The 19413-nt window shown below is 73.7% G+C and carries 14 protein-coding genes; 8 read left to right on the plus strand and 6 right to left on the minus strand.

Annotated elements, in window-relative coordinates; translation table 11 throughout:
• The first annotated feature begins 76 nt into the window (after positions 1-76).
• Both AC5677_RS02665 and AC5677_RS02670 read left to right on the plus strand, forming a co-directional pair.
• Positions 77-2935, plus strand: a complete 2859-nt coding sequence (locus AC5677_RS02665; protein WP_497193363.1) for an ATP-binding protein — start codon at positions 77-79, stop codon at positions 2933-2935.
• On the plus strand, positions 2925-5615 hold the full coding sequence (locus AC5677_RS02670) for an AAA family ATPase (protein WP_497193364.1): 2691 nt from the start codon (positions 2925-2927) through the stop codon (positions 5613-5615). Before AC5677_RS02665 ends, AC5677_RS02670 begins: the two co-directional genes overlap by 11 nt.
• Before the next feature lie 19 nt (positions 5616-5634).
• On the opposite strand, the gene AC5677_RS02675 is transcribed toward AC5677_RS02670, so the two are convergent.
• Entirely contained in the window at positions 5635-6201 is a 567-nt protein-coding gene (locus AC5677_RS02675) for a sigma-70 family RNA polymerase sigma factor (RefSeq protein WP_497193365.1), read from the minus strand.
• A 328-nt stretch (positions 6202-6529) separates the two neighbouring features.
• Here AC5677_RS02675 and AC5677_RS02680 point away from each other — a divergent pair, with 328 nt between their 5' ends.
• The 6 genes from AC5677_RS02680 to AC5677_RS02705 all read left to right on the plus strand — a co-directional run bounded on the left by AC5677_RS02680 (position 6530) and on the right by AC5677_RS02705 (position 11621).
• Positions 6530-6712: a zf-HC2 domain-containing protein gene (locus AC5677_RS02680; RefSeq protein ID WP_497193366.1), complete on the plus strand. Its 183-nt coding sequence runs from the start codon at positions 6530-6532 to the stop codon at positions 6710-6712.
• A gap of 80 nt (positions 6713-6792) precedes the next feature.
• Entirely contained in the window at positions 6793-7632 is an 840-nt protein-coding gene (locus AC5677_RS02685; protein ID WP_497193367.1) for a LytR/AlgR family response regulator transcription factor, read from the plus strand.
• Between the two features lie 179 nt (positions 7633-7811).
• Positions 7812-8096 (plus strand): hypothetical protein, encoded by a 285-nt coding sequence (locus tag AC5677_RS02690; RefSeq protein ID WP_497193368.1) that lies wholly within the window; start codon positions 7812-7814, stop codon positions 8094-8096.
• A 102-nt stretch (positions 8097-8198) separates the two neighbouring features.
• Positions 8199-8579, plus strand: a complete 381-nt coding sequence (locus tag AC5677_RS02695) for a hypothetical protein (protein ID WP_497193369.1) — start codon at positions 8199-8201, stop codon at positions 8577-8579.
• A gap of 32 nt (positions 8580-8611) precedes the next feature.
• Complete coding sequence (locus AC5677_RS02700) at positions 8612-10342, plus strand: sodium/solute symporter (protein WP_497193370.1); 1731 nt, start codon at positions 8612-8614, stop codon at positions 10340-10342.
• Positions 10343-10391: 49 nt separating this feature from the next.
• On the plus strand, positions 10392-11621 hold the full coding sequence (locus AC5677_RS02705; RefSeq protein WP_497193371.1) for a sensor histidine kinase: 1230 nt from the start codon (positions 10392-10394) through the stop codon (positions 11619-11621).
• Positions 11622-11669: 48 nt separating this feature from the next.
• On the opposite strand, the gene AC5677_RS02710 is transcribed toward AC5677_RS02705, so the two are convergent.
• The 5 genes from AC5677_RS02710 to katG all read right to left on the minus strand — a co-directional run bounded on the left by AC5677_RS02710 (position 11670) and on the right by katG (position 19279).
• A complete protein-coding gene (locus tag AC5677_RS02710) occupies positions 11670-13547 on the minus strand; it encodes a phospholipase C (RefSeq protein ID WP_497193372.1) in 1878 nt (625 codons plus the stop codon).
• Positions 13548-13744: 197 nt separating this feature from the next.
• Positions 13745-14977: an iron uptake transporter deferrochelatase/peroxidase subunit gene (efeB, locus tag AC5677_RS02715; RefSeq protein WP_497193373.1), complete on the minus strand. Its 1233-nt coding sequence runs from the start codon at positions 14975-14977 to the stop codon at positions 13745-13747.
• On the minus strand, positions 14974-16260 hold the full coding sequence (locus AC5677_RS02720) for an imelysin family protein (protein ID WP_497193374.1): 1287 nt from the start codon (positions 16258-16260) through the stop codon (positions 14974-14976). The genes efeB and AC5677_RS02720 overlap by 4 nt, the downstream gene beginning before the upstream one ends.
• 131 nt (positions 16261-16391) lie before the next feature.
• Entirely contained in the window at positions 16392-16952 is a 561-nt protein-coding gene (locus tag AC5677_RS02725; protein ID WP_497193375.1) for a DinB family protein, read from the minus strand.
• A gap of 137 nt (positions 16953-17089) precedes the next feature.
• A complete protein-coding gene (katG, locus tag AC5677_RS02730) occupies positions 17090-19279 on the minus strand; it encodes a catalase/peroxidase HPI (RefSeq protein WP_497193376.1) in 2190 nt (729 codons plus the stop codon).
• Between the last annotated feature and the right edge of the window lie 134 nt (positions 19280-19413).

Consider the following 19413-nt stretch of genomic DNA (forward strand, 5'->3'; position numbering starts at 1 on the left):
AGTACCTTTCTCCTTCGGCACAACATTCCGTTGAATTCTGAAGTGCCGTCAGATCACGTCGACATGGGGCGGGTTGGTGGAGCGGGACGCGGGCGCATCGGTGTGGGCCGGACGCGACGGGCCGGTACGGGACCTTCGGGACGGGGTGCGCGCGGTGGCGGCCGGGCGGGGCGGCCGCATCCTCGTCGAGGGGGAACCGGGCGCGGGCCGGACCGCGCTGCTGGGCGTGGTGAGCGACGAGGCGGAGCGGCTGGGGTGCCGTCTCCTGCGGGCCACCGCATATGAGCCGGGGCGGCGCTTCCCCTTGCGGGTCCTGCTCGACTGCCTGGAGTCCGGCGGCGCACCCTTCGCCGCGTCCCGTGCCGAGGCCGTCGCCCTGCTGCGGAGCGACGCCCCGGCCCCCGCGGGCGTGCGCGACCCGGTCTCGGCGGCCGCGGAGCTGGTGACCGAGCGGCTCTCCGGCCTGTGCCGGAACTCCCCGACGGTGCTGGTCGTGGACGACCTGCAGTGGGCCGACGACCCCAGCCTCGCCGTCTGGCAGCGCCTCGGTGAGGCGGCGCACCATGTGCCGCTGCTGCTCGTCGCCGCCTCCCGGACGGAGCCGCACCGGAGCGGCTCCCCGGCCCGGCTCCGCGCTCGCCCGCCGGCGGACGGCGCCACGCTGCTGACCCTGGCGCCGCTCACCGCGGCGGAGACCGGGCGGCTCGCCGAGCGGGTGCTCGGTGCCCCCGCCGGACCCCGGCTGCTGCGGCATCTGGCGGCCGCCGGGGGCAACCCGTACTGGCTGCGGGTGATGCTGGCCGCCCTGGTGCGGGCACAGGCCCTGGAGACGGGGGCGGCGGGCATCGAACTGACCACGGGGGAACCGCCGTTGCCCGTTCGGGAGGTCGCCGAGCGCCTGGGCTTCCTGCCCCCGGAGGCGCCGGCGGCGCTCCGGGTGGCCGCGCTGCTCGGCGACCGGTTCTCCGTCACCGAACTCGCCGCGGTGCACGAGTGCGCGCCGGACGCGCTGGAGGGCGCCGTCGCGGCGTGGCGCTCCGCCGGGATCGTCGACGAGGCCGCCGGCGGGCCGCTGCGCTTCCGCCAGGAAGTGGTCCGGGCGGCGCTCCGTGCCGGGCTGCCGGGATCGCTGCGGTCCGCGCTGCACCGGCAGGCGGCCGAGGCGCTGGCCGGGGCGGGCGCTTCGGCGGAGCGGGTCGCCGGTCAGCTGCTGTCCGTCGCGGAACGCCCCGACGCCTGGACCGTCGGCTGGCTGCTGGGGAACGCCGAGGCGCTGCTCCGGCGGGATCCGGGGACGGCCGTGCGGCTGGCGCAACGCGCCCTCGACGCGCTGGACCAGGACGCTCCAGGCCGTACGGAGCTGGAAGAGGTGCTGGTCGGCGGGGAGTTCCGGCTGCGCCGCCCGGGTTCGGCGGACGCGGTGCGGGCGCTGCGGGACCGGTCCGCGGAGCCGGGGCGGCGGGCCACCCTGACCTTCTGGCTCCTCCTCGATCTGCTGCGGGAGGGGCGGACCGAGGAGGGTCTGTCCGAGGCCGCGGCGGCGCTGGAGGCGGCGACCGGGGAGGCGCCGGCGGCGGGCCACGCACACCTGGCGGACAGGTTCCGTGCGTTGTATGCCGTCCTGCTGCTGGCCGACGGCCGGCACCGGGAGGCGGACGAGGCGGCGGACGAGGTGCTGCGGCCGGCCCGGACCGACGGTCTCGCGACGGCCTACGCCCGGTACACCCGCGCTCTTCTGCGGGGCGGTGAGCGGGCGTTGGCGGAGGTGGAGCGGGGTCTGGCCGCCGCCCGGCGGAGCCCTGCGGACGTCCCGGACGCCGAGGTCGGGCTGACGCTGCTGGGCGCACGGCTGCTCGGCGGGCTCACGCGGACCGACGAGGCGCACGCCTGGCTGGCCACGGCCCGCGCGCTGGTGGCGCGGACCGGCGCCGAGGGCCTGCTGCCGCGGGTGGATCTGCTGTCCGCGACGCTCCACTACCGGGCCGGACGCTGGGACGACGCGCTGAACGACCTCGCCCCGGCCGACGGCCGGCCGGCCGGATCGGCGACGGCCGTCGCCGCGCACGGACTGGCCGCCCTCATTCTGGGCAGCCGCGACCGGCCCGGCGAGGCCGCCGATCGGCTGGCCGCCGCGGGGACGGGCGAGCTCGGGGACGTACCGTCCGATGCCGGTTTCCCGGCCGGCGGGCCGGAGTTCTGGCTGCTTGCGCGGGCGCTGGCGGCGGAGCGGGACGGGCACCCGCGGCGGGCCCTGGAGATCCTGCTGCCCGGCCGGCCTGCCGCGGCGGAGGCCGGGCGGTACGGCGACCGGCTGCCCGATGCGGTACGGCTGGCGCTGGCGGCGGACGCCCCGGACCGGGCCGGTGCCGCGGTGGCCGCTGCCGGGGCGGCGGCGGAACGGGCGCCGGACGACCGGCACCGGCAGGCGGTGGCGCTGCACTGCCGGGGGCTGCTGACGTCGGACCCGGAACCGCTGCTGGCCGCCCTCGCCCACTACGCGGCCGGTGCCGTCGTGACCGGGCGGGGACGCGCCCTGGAGGATCTGGCCGCCGTGACGGCCGCGCGCGGCGACGCCGACCGCGCCCGCGCCCACCTCAACGCCGCGCTGGACGTCTACCAGGGCCTCGGGGCCGCATGGGACATCGCCCGCGCCGACGCGCGCCTGCGGGCGCTGGGGGTGCGGCGCGGCCGCCGCGGCCACGGGCGCCGTCCCAAGAGCGGATGGGCGGCCCTGACGCCGACCGAGACCAGGGTCGCGCTGCTGGTGGCCGAGGGCCGGTCGAATCCGGAAGTGGCCGCGGCGCTGGTGCTGTCGCCGCGCACGGTGCAGACGCATGTGTCGCACATCCTCACCAAACTGGGGGTGCGCTCGCGGACCGAGATCGCCCGGCAGGCCGGGGTCCTGGGCACGGAGAGGGTGACGGATGAGTCATGACGCGGCGGCCGGCGAGGCGGAGTTCGCGCCGCTGGCCGGGCTCCTTACGGCACTGGCGGGTGGCCGTGGCGGTTCGGTGCTGATCGACGGCGATCCCGGAATCGGGAAGAGCGCCCTGCTCGCGCGGACCGCGCGGGAGGCCGACCGGCTCGGCTTCCGGGTGCTGCGGGCCGCGGCCGACGAGCCGGTGCGGAGCGTCCCGTTGCGGCCCCTTCTGGTGGCGCTGGACGGAGCCGCCGGCGGGGATTGCGACGACGGATTCGGCGCCCCGGAGCGGACGGCCGCGGGCGAGGTGCGGACCATGCTGCTCATGGACCGGCTGACCGCCCGGCTCGCCCGCCTGGCGGCCAACGGCCCGCTGGTGCTCCTCCTGGACGATCTGCACCGGGCGGACGACGCCACGCTGCTCGCCTGGCAGCGGCTGGGCACGTCGGCGGCGCGGCTGCCGCTCCTGCTCGTCGCCGCCGTCCGCCGGGGCCCCGACCGGCCGGAGCTGGGCCGGCTGCGGCGCGGCATGAGCGATCAGGGCGCCCACGTCCTGCGCCTCATCGCGCGGTCACCGGACGAGGTGGACCGGCTGGCGGAGGCGCTGCTCGGCACCCTTGACGGGCCGGCGGAGGGCGCCGGGTCCCTGCCGCAGGCCGCCGTCGAAACGCTCCGGCGGGCCGCGCTGCTGGGCACGGAGTTCAGCGCCGCGGAGCTCGCCGCGGCGACCGGACGGCCACCGTCCGGTCTGCTGGGCACCTTGGACGTGGCGCTGGCGGCGGGCGTCCTCCACGACGCCGGGGACCGGCTGGCCTTCCGTCACCCCGCGATCCGGCAGCACCTGTACGACGGCGTCCGCCCGTCCGCCCGCGCGGCCGCCCACCGGCGCATGGCGCGGGGTCTGGCGGACGCCGGAGCGCCCCGCGAACGGGTCGCCGAACAGCTGCTGGCGGCCACCGACGGCAGTGGTGCCGAGGACGGTGCGGCCGACGACAGGGGTGCCGACGACTGGACGGTGGACTGGATCGGCCGGCATGCGGAGGCCCTCGTCCGCACGCGGCCCGAGGTCGCCGTGGAGCTGCTCCAGCGGGCACTCCAGCGGCTGCCCGCGGACGACCCGCGGCAGCCGCCCCTGGAACGGGACCTGGCGGCGGCGGCGTTCCGGCTGCGCCGTCCCGGGTGCACCGCGATCGTCCGCCGGATGCTGGACCGCACCACCACCCCGGACCGCCGGGCGCTGCTGACGACATCGCTGGCCCACGGTCTGTTCTGGGAAGGCAGCTGGAGCGAGGCGCTGGCCGCCCTGGACGACGCCGGGGCGACGGGCGCGCTCTCCCCGCTCTGGGACAACCGCATCCGCGCGCTGCGGGCGCTGTCCCTGTGGAGCGCGGGCCGCTACGACGAGGCGGGGCCCCTCGCCGAACAGGTCGTGTGCCGGGCGCGGGAGACCGGCGACACCCAGGCGGAGGCGTACGGCCGGCACACCCTCGCGCTGGGACTGCTGCGTCAGCGGCGTACCGAGGCGGCGCTGGCCGAGAACTCCCGGGCGCTCACCGTCTCCCGCCACGTCCGCGCCGTCGGCCAGCACGCCCTGGAGAACATGGACGTCCGCCTGGCGATGCTGGTCAACCGCGCCGTCATGCTGGGGATGCTGGACCGGCCGACGGAGGCCCTGGAGGCGCTGCGGGAGGCCCGTGGGCTGTGCGAGGAGCACGGCATCCACGGTCATCTCAGCGGGATCGGCATGACCGGTGCGGTGCTCAACTACTGGACGGGGCGCTGGGATGCGGCGCTGGCGGATCTCGACGCCCTCGCCGAACTGCCCATGGTCACGTGGCTTCCGGTGCTGCGGCACGGTGTGGCCGCGCTCGTCCACGGCCACCGTGACCACGACGAGGGCGCCCGCGCCGCCTTCGCGGCGCTGCGCGGCCGGCCCGATCCCGGGGGGCTCCAGCGCGCCCACGCGTCCTACCGCATCATGGCCGGGGCGCTGATGGCGGAGCGGGACGGGCGCCCGCACGAGGCCCTGGCCGTCCTGCTGCCCACGCTGTCCGCCGAGTACGCGCGGGATCTGGACCAGCGCTACCAGTGGCTGCCCGACGTCGTCCGGCTCGCCCTCGCGGTCGGCGACCGGGCCACGGCCCGCACCGCCGCGGTCATCGCTGCCGCGGAGGCGGAACGCGAGACGCACCCGGGCCGTACGGCGGCCGCGCGGCGCGCCCTCGGTCTCGTCGACCAGGACCCCGGGCCGCTGCTGGCCGCCGTGGACTACTACGTGCGGGCGGATCGGCCGCTCCAGGCCGGGCAGGCCCTGGAGGACACCGCGGCCGTGGTGGCCTCGCTCGGCGACCTCGCCGCCGCCCGCGGCCATCTGGACCGGGCCCTCGCGGTGTACGAACGGATCGGCGCCGGCTGGGACATCCGGCGGGCCGAGGCCCGGCTGCGGGTCCTTGGGGTACGGCCGGGGCAGCGCGGCGCCCGGGGGCGGCCCGACAGCGGCTGGGGCGCGCTCACCCCCACCGAGCTGAAGGTCGCCCGGCTGGTCGCCGAAGGGCGGTCGAATCCGGAGATCGCCGCCGAGCTCTATCTCTCGCGCCGGACGGTCCAGACGCATGTCTCGCACATACTCCGCAAGCTGGGGGTGCGCTCCCGTACCGAAGTGGCGCGGCAGGCCGCCGGTCACGCCGCGCGGTGAGGCGGCACGGCGTGCGGCGTCAGGCGGTCGCGCCGTAGCCGCGCAGGGTCTGCCTGAGGGCGCGCAGCGCGTAGTACGTCCGCGACTTGACCGTACCGGCCGGGACGCCCAGCACCTCGGCGGTCTCCTGGACGGACAGGCCCCGGAAGTACACGTGCAGCAGGACCGTGCGGTGTTCGGGGCTCAGCCGCTTGAGGGCCGTCCGCACATCGAGGCCGGCCACCGAGCGGTCGATCGGGTCCAGGGGCGCGGCGGCGCTCTCCAGCGCCAGGTCGCTGACCTCCTTCGGGCGGGCGTGCCGGGCGCGGCGGGCGTCGATCGCCAGCCGTCGCGCCACGGTGAACAGCCAGGGGCGCATGGACTCATGGGCGCTGTCCAGCGCTTCGGGGTGCTGCCAGGCGCGCACCAGCGTCTCCTGGACCAGGTCCTCGGCGCGCTGCCGGTCGCCGTAGGTCAGTCCGAGCAGGAAGCGGAAGAGCGCACCGCCGTGTTCGTGCTGCAGTGCGGCGAGGGCCCGCTCGTCGGCGCGGGCCGGGGTCGGTGCGGTGAGCGCGGTTTCCGGGGCTCCGGGAGCGGGGGGATTCACGGGTAACACCTCTTCTTTGGGGGGCGGTTGGCGTGTGATGTGCGTCTCGTGCCGGGGACTGCCCCAAGACTGGCCGTCGCCCTCCGGCGTAGATATCCGCCAGGTGGCGGAGGTGGCGGACGCCGTCGGCGAACGGGCGAACGGCACGGGGCACCGCTCGGCGAACGGACCGGCGGTCGTTCCCCATCGCCCCGGATGCCGTCCGGCGGTGCTGAACCCGGCCGGGGGCGCGCCCGTGCACGGCAGAATGGGAGTGCCGTTTTCGTGGCCGGAGGAACGAGGATCGGGGTCCAGCGTGACTGTGCCGCCACCATCCGGGAGCCCCCATGTGCGGCTGCTCCTGGGGGCGTATGTGCTCGGCGCCCTCACACCCGAGGAGGACGGGCGGGTCGCGGCCCATCTCCGGTGGTGCGGGGAGTGCGACGCCGAGTACCTGGCCATGGCCGAAGTGCCCGATCTGCTCGCGCTGTTCGGCGAGGCGGACCTGATGGAGGGCCTGGAGGACGGCTAGGAGGAGGCCGGGGGACGGCCGGGGCGAACGGCCGGCCGCCCGGGGGTGTGCCGCCGGGTTCCCGGCTCTAGAATCCCCGCATGCTGCGCGTACTTGCGGTCGATGACGAGGAGCCGGCGCTCGAAGAGCTGGTCTATCTGCTCCGCGAGGACCCGCGGGTGGGCAGCGTGGAGGGCGCGCTGGACGCCACGGAGGCGCTGCGCCGGCTGGGGCGCGCGCTGGACGGCGGGCCGGAGGGCGCCGAAGCCATCGATGCGGTCTTCCTCGACATCAATATGGTCGGGCTCAACGGCCTGGACATGGCGCGGCTGCTCGCGGGCTTCGCCGCTCCCCCGCTGATCGTCTTCGTCACGGCCCATGAGGACTACGCCGTCCAGGCCTTCGATCTCAAGGCCGTCGACTATCTGCTCAAACCCCTCCGCGGGGAACGGCTGCGGGAGGCGGTGCGACGCGTCAGCGAGCAGGCCGACGCCCTGCGGGGCGCGCGCGGCACGGACACCGCGTCCGGCTCCGGTGCGGTGCAGCGCGGCGGAGCGGCACCCGGCCCCGGGGATCCGCTGGACGCGCGGCCCGGCCATATTCCGGTCGAACTGGGCGGGGTGACCCGCTTCGTGGCCATCGCCGATGTCACCCATGCCGAGGTCCAGGGCGATTACACCCGGCTGTACACCCGTGACGGCAGCCATCTGGTGCGGGTCTCGCTCTCGGCCCTGGAGGACCGCTGGCGGCCGCACGGGTTCGTGCGCATCCACCGCCGCCATCTGGTGTCCCTCGACTCCATCGACGAACTGCGGCTGGACGGCGGCAGCCTGACCCTGCTGGTGGGCGAGGCGGTGCTGGCGGTGAGCCGCCGGCACTCCCGGGAGCTGCGCGATCTGCTGATCCGGCACGCCAACGGCGAGAGCGCGGCGGGCCGCTGACGGTGCGCGGCGCCCCGTCCCTCGGCGCCGTCCCGGTTGCCGTTCGTCGCTCCGTCCGGCCGTACAGCGGTCCCCATCGACCGCTCACGGATCCGGGTGCGGATTCCGTCGCGCCCGGGGCCGGCGGCCGTTCTACCGTTGCCCTGCGGGCCCCTTCCCAACGGCCCTGGAGGGGTGGGATGTCCGAGATCGACGAGCTGCTGGACGAGCTCCGGGGGCTGCCGTCCGCGACGCCGCACGATGCGCAGGAACTCACCGAGCTGCTCCTCCGGATCAAGAGTGCCGCCGGTCACTGGGCGGATGTTCTGTACGACGTGCGCCGGACCGCGCAGCGGCTGGCGGGGCCGCGGGCCGCGGCGGCCCTGGAGATCGCCTTCCGCAAGGCCGAAGAGTCCTATATCGAGCTGGAGATCGCCCACGGCGACGTCAGGGAGGTCGCCGGCGGCGGACACCGGCCGGGGTGAATCTCCGGCGCATATACCGAACACGCCCCACCACCTAGCTGGCCGACGCCGGGCTGCGTACACTCACGGCGATGTGATCAGCACGGAGGGTCGGAGGGACGCATGGGCGCGGACGGGGTCCCCCGGCGTGAGGTGGTCACCGGCGAACCGCAGGGAGGCCGCGGCCACGCCGAGCCGCCGGCCGCCCCCGTGCCGGGGAATGCCGCGCGGTCCGCGGTGGCCGACGCGCAACTCCGGTATCTGATGCGTCGTCAATTGCGCGCCGGACTGGCCGGATCGGCCGCCCTCACGCTCCTGCTGGGCCTGCTTCCCCTCCTCTTCCCGCTGCTGCCCGACCCGGACAGCTGGCCCGGCGGCGGTCTGCTGGTCTGGGGGATCCTGGGCGTGGCCGCCTACCCCGTGCTCGTGGTGGTCGCGCGCTGGTACGTACGCCGCGCCGAGCGCAACGAAGCGGCCTTCGCCGAACTCGCCGACGGTTCCTGAGCGGTGCCGATACCGAGAGCCGGGGCCGCCCGGTGAACCAGACGTACGGCATCGCGGCCGTCTCCGTGGTCGTCCTCGCCACGGTGCTGATCGGGGCGCTGGGGCTGCGCATCTCGCGCACCACGTCCGATTTCTACGTCGCCTCGCGCAGCGTTCCGCCACGGCTCAACGCGGCCGCCATCAGCGGCGAATACCTCTCGGCGGCCTCGTTCCTGGGCATTGCGGGGCTGGTGCTCGCCCAGGGTGTGGACATGCTCTGGTTCCCCGTCGGATACACCGCGGGCTATCTGGTCCTGCTGCTGTTCGTCGCGGCTCCGCTGCGCAGGTCCGGCGCGTACACGCTGCCGGATTTCGCCGAGGGGCGGCTCGATTCGCGGGCCGTGCGCCGCATCGCCAGCGCACTCGTCGTGGGGGTCGGCTGGCTCTACCTCCTGCCGCAGCTGCAGGGCGCCGGGCTGACCCTCGGTCTGCTGACCGGTTCGCCGCGCTGGCTGGGCGGGCTGCTGGTCGCCGTCGTGGTGACGGTGGCGGTCGCCGCGGGCGGGATGCGCAGCATCACCTTCGTCCAGGCCTTCCAGTACTGGCTGAAGCTGACCGCGCTCCTGGTGCCGGCGGTGTTCCTGGTGCTCGCCTGGCTCGGGGACGCCGGTCCGACGGCCGCCATGGACGAGGCTCCGTCGTTCCGCCGGCCCACACAGGTGCGGGTGACCGACACCGTCCGCCTCCGGGTCCGGGAGCCGCTGCACCTCACGGTGTCCGGCACGGTCGGCGCGGAGCGGTACCACGGCGGGGCGGTGGACCTGGCCCCGGGCGTGCACCGCGTCGGCGGCGGCACCACCCTCGGCTTCCCCGCGGGCGCCGCGGTGCCCGAGCGCGCCACCGGTCCGCACCGCTCGGACACCGCGTCGAGCTGGGCGGAACCGCTCTCCAGCAGCCGCGAGGAGCATCCGCTGTACGCCACGTACGGGCTGATCTTCGCCACCTTCCTCGGCACGATGGGGCTGCCGCACGTCGGGGTGCGGTTCTACACCAACCCCGACGGCCGGGCGGCGCGGCGGACGACGGTGATCGTCCTGATGCTGATCGGCGCGTTCTATCTGCTGCCCCCGGTCTACGGAGTTCTGGGCCGCCTGTACGCGCCCGACCTGCTGCTCACCGGGAACACGGACGCGGCCGTCCTGGTGCTGCCCGGACGGCTGATCGGGGGCCCGGGCGGGGACCTGCTGGGCGCCCTGCTAGCGGGCGGTGCCTTCGCGGCGTTCCTGTCCACGGCCTCCGGGCTGACGATGTCGGTCGCCGGTGTGCTCACCCAGGACGTGCTGCCCTCGCTGGGGATCCGGCACTTCCGGCTCGCGACCGTGCTGGCCATTGCGGTGCCCACCGCGGCGAACGCGGCGGTCAGCGATCTGCCGGTCGCCGACGCCGTGGGGCTGGCCTTCGCGGTCTCCGCATCGTCCTTCTGCCCGCTGCTCGTCCTGGGCATCTGGTGGCGCGGGCTGACCCCGCCGGGCGCGGTCGCCGGACTCGTGACGGGCGGCGGGGCGGCGCTCACCGCGGTGGCCGTGACGATCGTCGGCGGTCCGGCCTCGGGCTGGGCCCACACGCTGCTGGCCTGGCCGGCGGTGTGGTCGGTGCCCCTCGGCTTCCTCACCATGGTGCTCGTCTCCCTGGCCACCCGCGGCAGGGTCCCGGCGAGCACGGACGCCACCATGGCGCGCCTCCACCTGCCCGAAGGACTGCGGTCCCGTCCCATGAGCCCCTGAAGGAGCGCGCCATGAGCACACCTCACCCGATGTCCCCGGGGCGCGGCCGATGAGCGCCTTCGGCGGCGTGGCCCTCGCCGTCGGCGGGCTGCTGCTCCTGGCGGCGGGCGCGGCCGCCGGTTTCCTCCTGGCGCGCCGCCGGCGGCCGGAGGACGGCGGGGACATCGGCACGCCCGTCGAGCGCGCGACCTTCCACACCCTGCACACGGCCTCGTTCGCCGCTCCCCCGCTGCGCGCCGGGCTGACCCCGGACACGGCCCGCAAGGCGGTGCGGCGGCTGCGCCCGCTGCTCGGTACCCAGACGCTCGCCCTCACCGACCGGGAGTCCGTGCTCGCCTGGGACGGGGCGGGCGGCCATCACCGGGACGCGGCGATGGAACAGGCCGCCCAGGTCTTGCGGACCGGCCGCAGCCAGGCCTTCCCCGTCTCCTGCGACGACGACAGGTGCCCGGTGCGCTGGGGCGTGGTCGCACCGCTGACGGTCGACGACGGGATCCTGGGGACCCTGGCGGCCTTCGGTGAGCGGGAGTCCGCCGTCCTGGTCAGAGCCACCAACGAGGTGGCGCGCTGGGTGTCGGTCCAGCTGGAGCTCGTCGAGCTGGACCGCGCCCGGACCAGGCTCATCGAGGCCGAGATCCGGGCTCTGCGCGCCCAGATCTCGCCGCACTTCATCTACAACTCGCTCGCCGCCATCGCCTCCTTCGTCCGCACCGACCCCGAACGCGCCCGCGACCTCCTCCTGGAATTCGCCGACTTCACCCGCTACTCCTTCCGCCGGCACGGCGACTTCACGACCCTCGCGGAGGAGTTGCGGTCGATCGAGCAGTATCTGGCCCTGGTCCGTGCGCGGTTCGGCAAGCGGCTGGAGGTGACCTTGCAGGTGGCGCCCGAAGTGCTGCCCGTGGCGGTGCCGTTCCTGTGTCTGCAGCCGCTCGTCGAGAACGCGGTCAAGCACGGGCTGGAAGACTCCGTGGAGCGCAGCCGGGTCACGATCACCGCGGATGACGTGGGGGCCGAGGCGCGGGTGAGCATCGAGGACAACGGCGTGGGGATGGACCCGGAGCGGCTCCGGAAGATCCTTCGCGGCGAGGGCGGCCCCGCGACCGGCATCGGGCTGCGCAACGTGGACGAGCGGCTGCGCCAGGTCTACGGGGACGGCCACGGCCTGGTCATCGAGACGGCGGTCGGAGCCGGCATGAAAATCACCGTCCGCATCCCCAAGTACCGGGCGAGAGTCCACTCCGCACCGCCTCCGGCGGCCCCGGCTCCCGGCGCGTGACGGAGGCGGACGCCGGGTCCGGAGCCGCCGGAGAAGGCCGCCGGCCGGCTATCCGGCGGCGCTGCGGTCCTTGCGCCGCCGGATAGCCAGCGTCACACCGCCGGCACCGACCACGACGGCGGCCGCCGCGATACCGATCGGCACCGCGGGAGTGAACGCCGCCGTATCGGACGCTCCCCGTGCATCGGACAGATCCCGTGCCATGGGGCCCTGGTCGATCGTCGCCGCCATCGGGGCGATGCGCCGGATGCCTCCCACCGCCTTGACCGAGCCGTCCTCGTTCAGCAGGACCTGCTTCCCGTTGGGGTGCCGGAAGTCGAACATCCCGGCCAGGGAGCCGGCCCGCGCGTCGAAGGCGGCGTCGCCGATCCGTCCGGTGTACCAGTTGTCCTCGACGAACTTGATGATCGACGTCTGCTCGGTCGGGGTGTGGTCGATGGCGTTGACCTTGCTGTACGGGGAGATCACCAGCAGCGGCTGACGGGCGCCGGGGCCGCAGCGGTCGGCGTAGCCGCCGGCCGGCGCCGGGCCTGCCTGGCAGGCAGGGCTGTCGGCGGGCTTGTGGTTCGAGCCGGGCGTGGTGTCCCGGGAACCGTTGCGTGATGGGGCGTAGGTGTGGTCGTACCAGCCGTCGGAGTCGTCGTAGGCGACCACGATCGCGGTGTCCCGCCACTGCGGCGACTGCTGGATCTTGTTGATCTGCCGGATGAGGAAGTGCTGTTCGTCGGTCGGGTCGGAGTAGCCCGCATGCCCGTCCTGGTACGCCGGTGCCTTGACGAAGCTGACCGCGGGGAGCCTGCCCGCCTTGAGGGCGGCGTCGAGGTCGGTCAGGTCGTAGTTGTGGTTGGCCGGTCCGCTGTGGCCGATCTCCCGGACGCTCCTGGGCGGCAGGTGGTGCGGGTTCGACGTCGACCGGTAGTACTGGAACGGTGCGTGGTGCGGGCTGTAGTCGACGACCCGCGCGCCGCCCACGTTGGCGTGTGTGGTGCCGCCGCACTTGGCGAGGTGGCCCGGTTTGCCGTCCCACGGGGTGCTGGGCCGGAAGCCGCCCTGGAACCAGCCCCAGCTGATGTGCCGGGAGTTGAGTACGTCGCCGATGTTGCGTCCCCGGAGCACGGCGAGGGCGTTCTTGCTGGTGTGGTCGCTGCCGGAGCAGTCGTCGTAGGCCGGGTCCGGGTCGTTGACGAGCGTCCCGACGCCCTTCGCGTCGGGCGAGACCACGGCGTAGGGGTCGGGCTTGTCGGTCTGCCGGGGGTTCTCCGTGCCGGAGGCGGGGTCGGTGGAGATGACGCCGTGGGTCTGGCCGGAGACGAGGTTGATGGCACCCGGGGTGGAGGGGCCGTAGACCGTGCCGAAGGACCTGTCGTTGAGGGCGTAGTGCTGGGCGTAGTTCCACAGCGCGGTGACGGTGTTGCCGTCGTAGTAGTCCATGACCAGGCCCGGCTCGCCGAAGAGGTTGCCCGAGCACTTGCCCGAGTCGGTGTTCTGGACGAACTTGTCGGCCCGACCGCCGTTGTAGGCGTACTGCTCGGGGCCGTAGGAGTGGTTCTGGTCGCAGGTCATGGCCTGCTGTGGGGTGAGCCGCTTGGGCAGGTACTGGTTCGGGTTCTTCTTCAGCAGCCCGGCGGTGCGCAGGTTGTCGATGTCGCGCGGGGTGTGCGGGGCCGGGTGGAACGGCGTGCCGTCGGTGTTGGCGGCCCGGGGGTAGGTCGCGAAGTAGTGGTCGAAGGAGATGTTCTCGCCGAAGAGGACCACGACGTGCTTGATGGGGGTGGCCGTACCGGAGCCGGCGGGGTGTGGTCCGGCAGGTGCGGTGGCCCAGGACGGGGCGGCGCCGCCGAATGTGGCGAGCGCCGCCGCGAGGGCGAGCGCCGCCGCCCGCCTGCCCGTTCGTGCTCGACGTCCCTGTCTTCCGGTGCCGGCCATGCTGCCTCGCCCTCCACCCTGTGTGCGTGAATCCGGGGTACGGCTCGGGATGCTTCGCTGGGTGCGTGTCGTGGTGACGGATCAACCATGGCACGGCGGTGAACACCCGGTCAGGGAGGCACGGCCAAAGCTTGACCGCACGTTGACCTTCAGGCGTGCCGACGCTCCGGCCCGGCGTCCCGGGCCCCGGGCCCTCATCAGCCCGGGAGCAGCAGCGTCCGCCCGAACCAGTCGTCCCGGTCCCGTACGCCCGGCAGCGCGAAGAAGTAGCCACCGCCGAAGGGCACGATGTAGTCCACGAGCGGCTCGCCGGCCAGGCGCCGCTGCACGGTCTCGAACTGTCGCGCCAGGTCCTGCTGGTAGCAGCAGAAGAGCAGCCCCATGTCCAGGTTGCCGTTGCTGTCCATGCCCCGGTCGTAGTTGTACGAACGGCGCAGGATCCGCCGGCCCTCGGTCCCGGGTGTCCGGGGATCGGCCATCCGGATATGGCAGTCCAGGGGGATCACCTCACCCTTGGGGTCCTTCGGATAGTCCGGCGCGTCGCCCTCGCGATTGCCGTCCAGGGGCGCCCCGGTGTCGCGGCTGCGGCCGAACATCCGCTCCTGCTCGGTGAGCGAGACGCGGTCCCAGAACTCCACCAGCATGCGGATCAGCCGTACCACCTGATAGCTGCCGCCGACCGTCCACGCGGGCTCGCCCGTGCCACGGCCCACCCACACCAGCCGGTCCATGGCTCGCGTGTCGTGTACGTCGGGGTTGGCCGTTCCGTCCTTGAAGCCCATGAGATTACGGGGAGTGCCGGAGGGCCGCGGTGGACCGGCGAAACCGTCGAGCCGCCAGCGCACCTGCATTCCGCCGCGGGTGTGGCGGGCGATGTCGCGCAGCGCGTGCAGCACCGTGTCCGGCCGGTCACCGCACAGCTGCAGGCTCAGATCGCCGTGGCACCAGGCGGTGTCCAGGTCGTCGTCCGGGAAGGGAGGCATGGTGCGCAGCCGGAGCGGTGTGCGGTCGCGCAGGCCGAACCGGTCGTCGAAGAGCGAGGCGCCCACGCCGACCGTCACGGTCAGCGCGCCGGCCGGGACCTGGGGACCCAGGATCCCGGAGTCCGGGGGCGGCGCGGTGATGCCTGCCGGGGCCGGTGTGCCGCCGCGGGTCAGGAAGCGGGCCCGCTCGGTCAGCGTGCCCAGCAGCTCGGTCAGCTCGCGCCGGTTGTCGGCGGTCACGTCGAAGGCGACGAATGCGGTGCTGGGCTGCGGTGGGGTGAGGATCCCGGCCTGGCGGCGGCCGTGGAACGGAACCCGGGCGGGTGCCTCGGCCCGGCTCTCGGGCGTACGCGCACCGGCCGCCGTGTCCCCGTCCCCCGCCAGGAATCCGGCGCCGGCGACCACCGCACCGCGCAGCACCCGCCTCCTGCCGACGCCGTGGCTCATACCGTCCTCCGTACGTCGCAGAGCGCGGCGACATCCGCCAGCCGCTCGACCAGATCGCCCACGGCCGCATCGATCCTCTCGCGTCCCGCGCGGCCGAGGCGCTCCAGCGGCAGCCGGTCCCCGCCGCGGAGCGCAGCGTCGAGCGCGCGTTGCGTGCGGTCCAACTGGGCGTCCAGGCCGTGCGGATCACGGAGGCGGGTGGCAAGCAGCGGCCGCAGCCGGGCCAGTACCGCACGGGTGCCGTCGAGATTGGCCCGTGCGGTGGCCAGGTTGCTGCCGCTGCCGTAGTCGGTGCGGCCGGTCAGCTCGAACTGCAGGGTGTTCTCCAGGATTTCGTGCGCGCGCAGTCCCAGGTCCGCCGGGTCCATGCGCGCCTGCGCCCAGTCCGTACGCAGGGCGCTGACGGCCTTGGTCAGCGCGTGCACCGGTCCGCGGAGGCGTCCGGTCGGTTCGCCGTGCCAGAGCCCGTACTCCACGCGGTGGAATCCGGTGAAGCCCGGGTCCCGTACGCCTCGGGGCAGCCCGCCCGTCGTCCCGTTGATCGCCTTGTCGGCGTCACCGAAGGCGCCGTAGGCGGCCCCCAGCCGCTCGTACTGGAGGTGAGCCGCACGCCAGGCGGCACGCGCGGCCTCCCGGTCTCCGCGGTCAACGGCCTCCCCCAGCCTGCCGGTCCTGCGCACGAGGTCGGCCAACTGCCCCGCCACCCATTTCTGATAGCTCAGCGTCGGCGGGATCAGGTCGTGCTGGGTCACGGGAGCGGCCGCCGGGCCGCCGGCGGAGCCGCCTCTCACCCGTACCGTGGGTCCGGTGACCGCGTTCGCGTCGTCGGGCAGGCACATGAAGGCGTACGCGCCCTTGCCCAGCCGCACCCGCAGTGCCCGGGTCGTGCCGGGAGCGAGCCCCTCCAGCTCCCCGTACACCGCGCCGGTCCGCGCATCCTGGAGATACACCTCGGCCGCAACACCCGAGGTGTTCCGCAGATCGAAGACCTGCATGCCCGGCTGCGGCCGGTCCCAGCCCCGGCCGCAGCCGCTCTGCGACACCTCCACGACGGTGTGCGGCAGCCCATCGCCGCTGGCTCCGGCCGGGGCCCGCCCGGCCCCGCCGTCCCTGCCCTCCGCTGCCATGAGCACGCCGGAGGCCACCGCCCCAACGGCCAGCAGCACTCCCACCGTCGGCAACAGGCGGCGCGGCACAGGCACCGCGGCGGATCGGCCACCGCCGACGGCGGGCACGGCGGAGTCGGCGGGGACTTCGGACACGGCGGGGTCGGTCGAGGGCACGCCTACGTCTCCAAGGGGATCAGGCCACGGCTACGTCGAGGCCACCCTGCGCCGGACGGAGGGCCTTTCGCATCCTCGCAGACGCAGAATTTCCGGCACGCGCCTCCGGCGGCGGAAACCCCCGGCCCTCGTCACTGGCCCACGCGTCCGTCGATGCACTCACGCAACAGGTCGGCGTGCCCGCAGTGCCGGGCATACTCCTCCACCCGGTGCACCATCAGCTCCCGGACCGCGGTCCGGTCCTTCCCCAGACGCTCGCTCAGATCCGGGTGCTCGGCCAGCGCGGCATCGGTCTCGGCCTGCTCGCGCGCCAGATCGGCGTACGCGGCGTCGATGACGGCCTGATCGGCGACGGCTCCGTCGAAGTCCCCGTCACGCTCGCCGTACAGCTTCGGCAGCGGGTCACCGTCGGTGAACCAGTTGCGCCAGTCCCGCTCGGCCTCGGCGAGGTGGCGGACCAGGCCGAGCAGCGACATCGTCGACGGCGGCACCGAGCGGCGGGACAGTTGCTCCGGATCCAGGCCCTCGCACTTCATCAGCAGGGTCATGCGGTAGCTGGTCAGGAAGTCGAGGAGGGTCGCAAGCTCGCCGTCCGGACTGGCCGCGTCGTTGTTGCGGGGGTCGTCGTCCGGGTCGACCCACATATCGGGGTAGACGGTCGCCTTGCTCCATCGTGCGGACTCGTCACTCATACGCGGCATGGTCGTCCGTGCGGGCCCGAGCCGCCAGTGTTTTTCCTGCGAAGTGTGGCGGCCGGTCGGGGGTGTTGCCGGCGGGCAAGCCGAGGATGTCCCGGTCGGCCGTGGAGTGGCCGACCGGGACACCGGGCTCAGGCGAGGTCGAACCGATCGAGGTTCATCACCTTGTCCCACGCCGCCACGAAGTCACGCACGAACTTCTCGCCCGAGTCCTCGGACCCGTAGACCTCCGAGACGGCTCGGAGCTGGGAGTGCGATCCGAAGATGAGGTCGACGGCGGTGGCGGTCCACTTGGCGTCGCCCGTGGCTCGATCCCGGCCTTCGAATACGTTCTCGGCCGAGGTCGACGCCTTCCACTCCGTGCTCATGTCGAGCAGGTTGACGAAGAAATCATTGGTCAAGGTCTCCGGCCGGTCGGTGAAGACGCCGTGCGGGGAGCGCTTGAAGCCCGTGTTCAGGACCCGCATGCCGCCCATCAGGACCGTCATCTCGGGAGCGGTCAGCCCCAACAGGTTGGCGCGGTCCAGCAGGAGAGTCTCCGGCGACAGCTTCTCGCCCGCCCGGAGGTAGTTGCGGAACCCGTCCGCCTTGGGTTCGAGCACGGCGAACGACTCCACGTCGGTCTGCTCCTGCGAGGCGTCCGTACGCCCCGGTGCGAACGGGACGGTGATGTCGTGCCCGGCGCTTTTCGCGGCGAGCTCGACGGCCGCGCACCCGCCCAGGACGATCAGATCGGCGAGCGAAACCTTCGTTCCGCCCTTCCCCGAGCCGTTGAAGTCCTGCCGGATCCGGTCGAGGGTCTGCACCACCTCGGCCACCTCGGGCAGGTCGTTGACCTCCCAGTCCTTCTGCGGCGCGAGCCGGATCCGTGCCCCGTTGGCCCCGCCGCGCTTGTCGGTGCCGCGGAAGCTCGCCGCCGCCGCCCAGGCGGTGGTGACCAGCTGGGAGACGGACAGTCCCGCGGCGAGAATCGTGCTCTTGAGGGCGGCGATGTCCGCGTCCGCGACCAGGGGGTGATCGACCGCCGGGACGGGGTCCTGCCACAGCTGCGGCTCGGGAATCCACGGGCCGAGGTACCGCGTGAGGGGTCCCATGTCGCGGTGCAGCAGCTTGTACCACGCCTTGGCGAACGCGACCGCGAGCTCGTCCGGGTTCTCGTGGTAGCGCTTCGTGATCGGCGCGTAGATCGGATCGAGCTTCAGCGCGAGGTCCGTCGTCAGCATCATGGGTGCGTGCCGCTTCGACGGGTCATGTGCGTCGGGCACCGTGTCCTTGGCCGACGGGTCCTTGGGCGTCCACTGGTTCGCCCCGGCGGGGCTCGTCGTCAGCTCCCAGTCGTAGCGGTACAGGTTGTCCAGATACCCGTTGTCCCACTGCGTCGGCGCGGAGGTCCATGCGCCCTCGAGCCCACTGGTGAGCGCGTCGGCGCCCTTGCCGCTGCCGTAGGTGTTCCGCCAGCCGATGCCCTGCTGCTCGAGGGGGCAGGCCTCGGGTTCCGGACCGATGTACGAGGGGTCGACCGCGCCATGGCACTTGCCGAAGGTGTGGCCGCCGACGATGAGCGCCACCGTCTCCTCGTCGTTCATCGCCATCCGCCCGAAGGTCTCTCGGACGTCCCGGGCTGCGGCCATCGGATCCGGGTTGCCGTTGGGCCCCTCGGGATTGACGTAGATCAGCCCCATCTGCACGGCACCGAACGGCCCGGCGAGTTCCCTGTCGCCGCTGTAGCGCTCGTCGCCGAGCCAGGTGTCCTCGGGCCCCCAGAAGATCTCCTCGGGTTCCCAGATGTCCTCGCGGCCGAAGCCGAATCCGAACGTCTTGAACCCCATCGATTCCATGGCGCAGTTGCCGGCGAAGACCAGAAGGTCGGCCCAGGAGATCTTCCGGCCGTACTTCTGCTTGACCGGCCAGAGCAGCCGGCGCGCCTTGTCGAGGCTCGCGTTGTCCGGCCAGCTGTTGAGGGGTGCGAAGCGCTGAGCGCCGGCGCCGCCACCGCCCCGGCCGTCGGCGATGCGGTACGTCCCCGCGGCATGCCAGCTCATGCGGATGAAGAGCGGCCCGTAGTGGCCGTAGTCGGCAGGCCACCAGTCCTGCGACGCCGTCATCACCTCGAAGACGTCCCGCTTCAGCGCGTCGACGTCGAGGCCCGCGAACTCTTCCGCGTAGGTGAAGTCCTCGTCCATCGGATTGGACCGGGACGAGTGCTGGTGGAGAACCTGAAGGTCCAGCTGACTCGGCCACCAGTCCCGGTTCGTCCTGGGCGGAGTCGGCGTGGGGGCCGGGGAGTCGATTACGGGGTTCTCGCTTTCGCTGCCGGACACGTCCGTCCTTCTTCCTGTTTCGGTGTTTCCCTCTGCTGGCTGCTTGTTCTCGACGCGGGTATGCCGTGCTGGTGTCGAGCGCTGCGACCCGCGCTCGTGGCGCGCCATGGCGCCCGCCGGCCGACCGGAAACGA

Source organism: Streptomyces sp. JLSY215, from assembly GCF_059682825.1.

Bases quoted from the DNA above. Each gene is read 5' to 3' on its own strand.
- AC5677_RS02670 (WP_497193364.1), top strand. From the start codon at position 2,925: ATGAGTCATGACGCGGCGGCCGGCGAGGCGGAGTTCGCGCCGCTGGCC.
- AC5677_RS02685 (WP_497193367.1), top strand. From the start codon at position 6,793: ATGCTGCGCGTACTTGCGGTCGATGACGAGGAGCCGGCGCTCGAAGAG.
- AC5677_RS02690 (WP_497193368.1), top strand. From the start codon at position 7,812: ATGTCCGAGATCGACGAGCTGCTGGACGAGCTCCGGGGGCTGCCGTCC.
- AC5677_RS02695 (WP_497193369.1), top strand. From the start codon at position 8,199: ATGGGCGCGGACGGGGTCCCCCGGCGTGAGGTGGTCACCGGCGAACCG.
- AC5677_RS02705 (WP_497193371.1), top strand. From the start codon at position 10,392: ATGAGCGCCTTCGGCGGCGTGGCCCTCGCCGTCGGCGGGCTGCTGCTC.
- AC5677_RS02710 (WP_497193372.1), bottom strand. From the start codon at position 13,547: ATGGCCGGCACCGGAAGACAGGGACGTCGAGCACGAACGGGCAGGCGG.
- efeB (WP_497193373.1), bottom strand. From the start codon at position 14,977: ATGAGCCACGGCGTCGGCAGGAGGCGGGTGCTGCGCGGTGCGGTGGTC.
- AC5677_RS02725 (WP_497193375.1), bottom strand. From the start codon at position 16,952: ATGAGTGACGAGTCCGCACGATGGAGCAAGGCGACCGTCTACCCCGAT.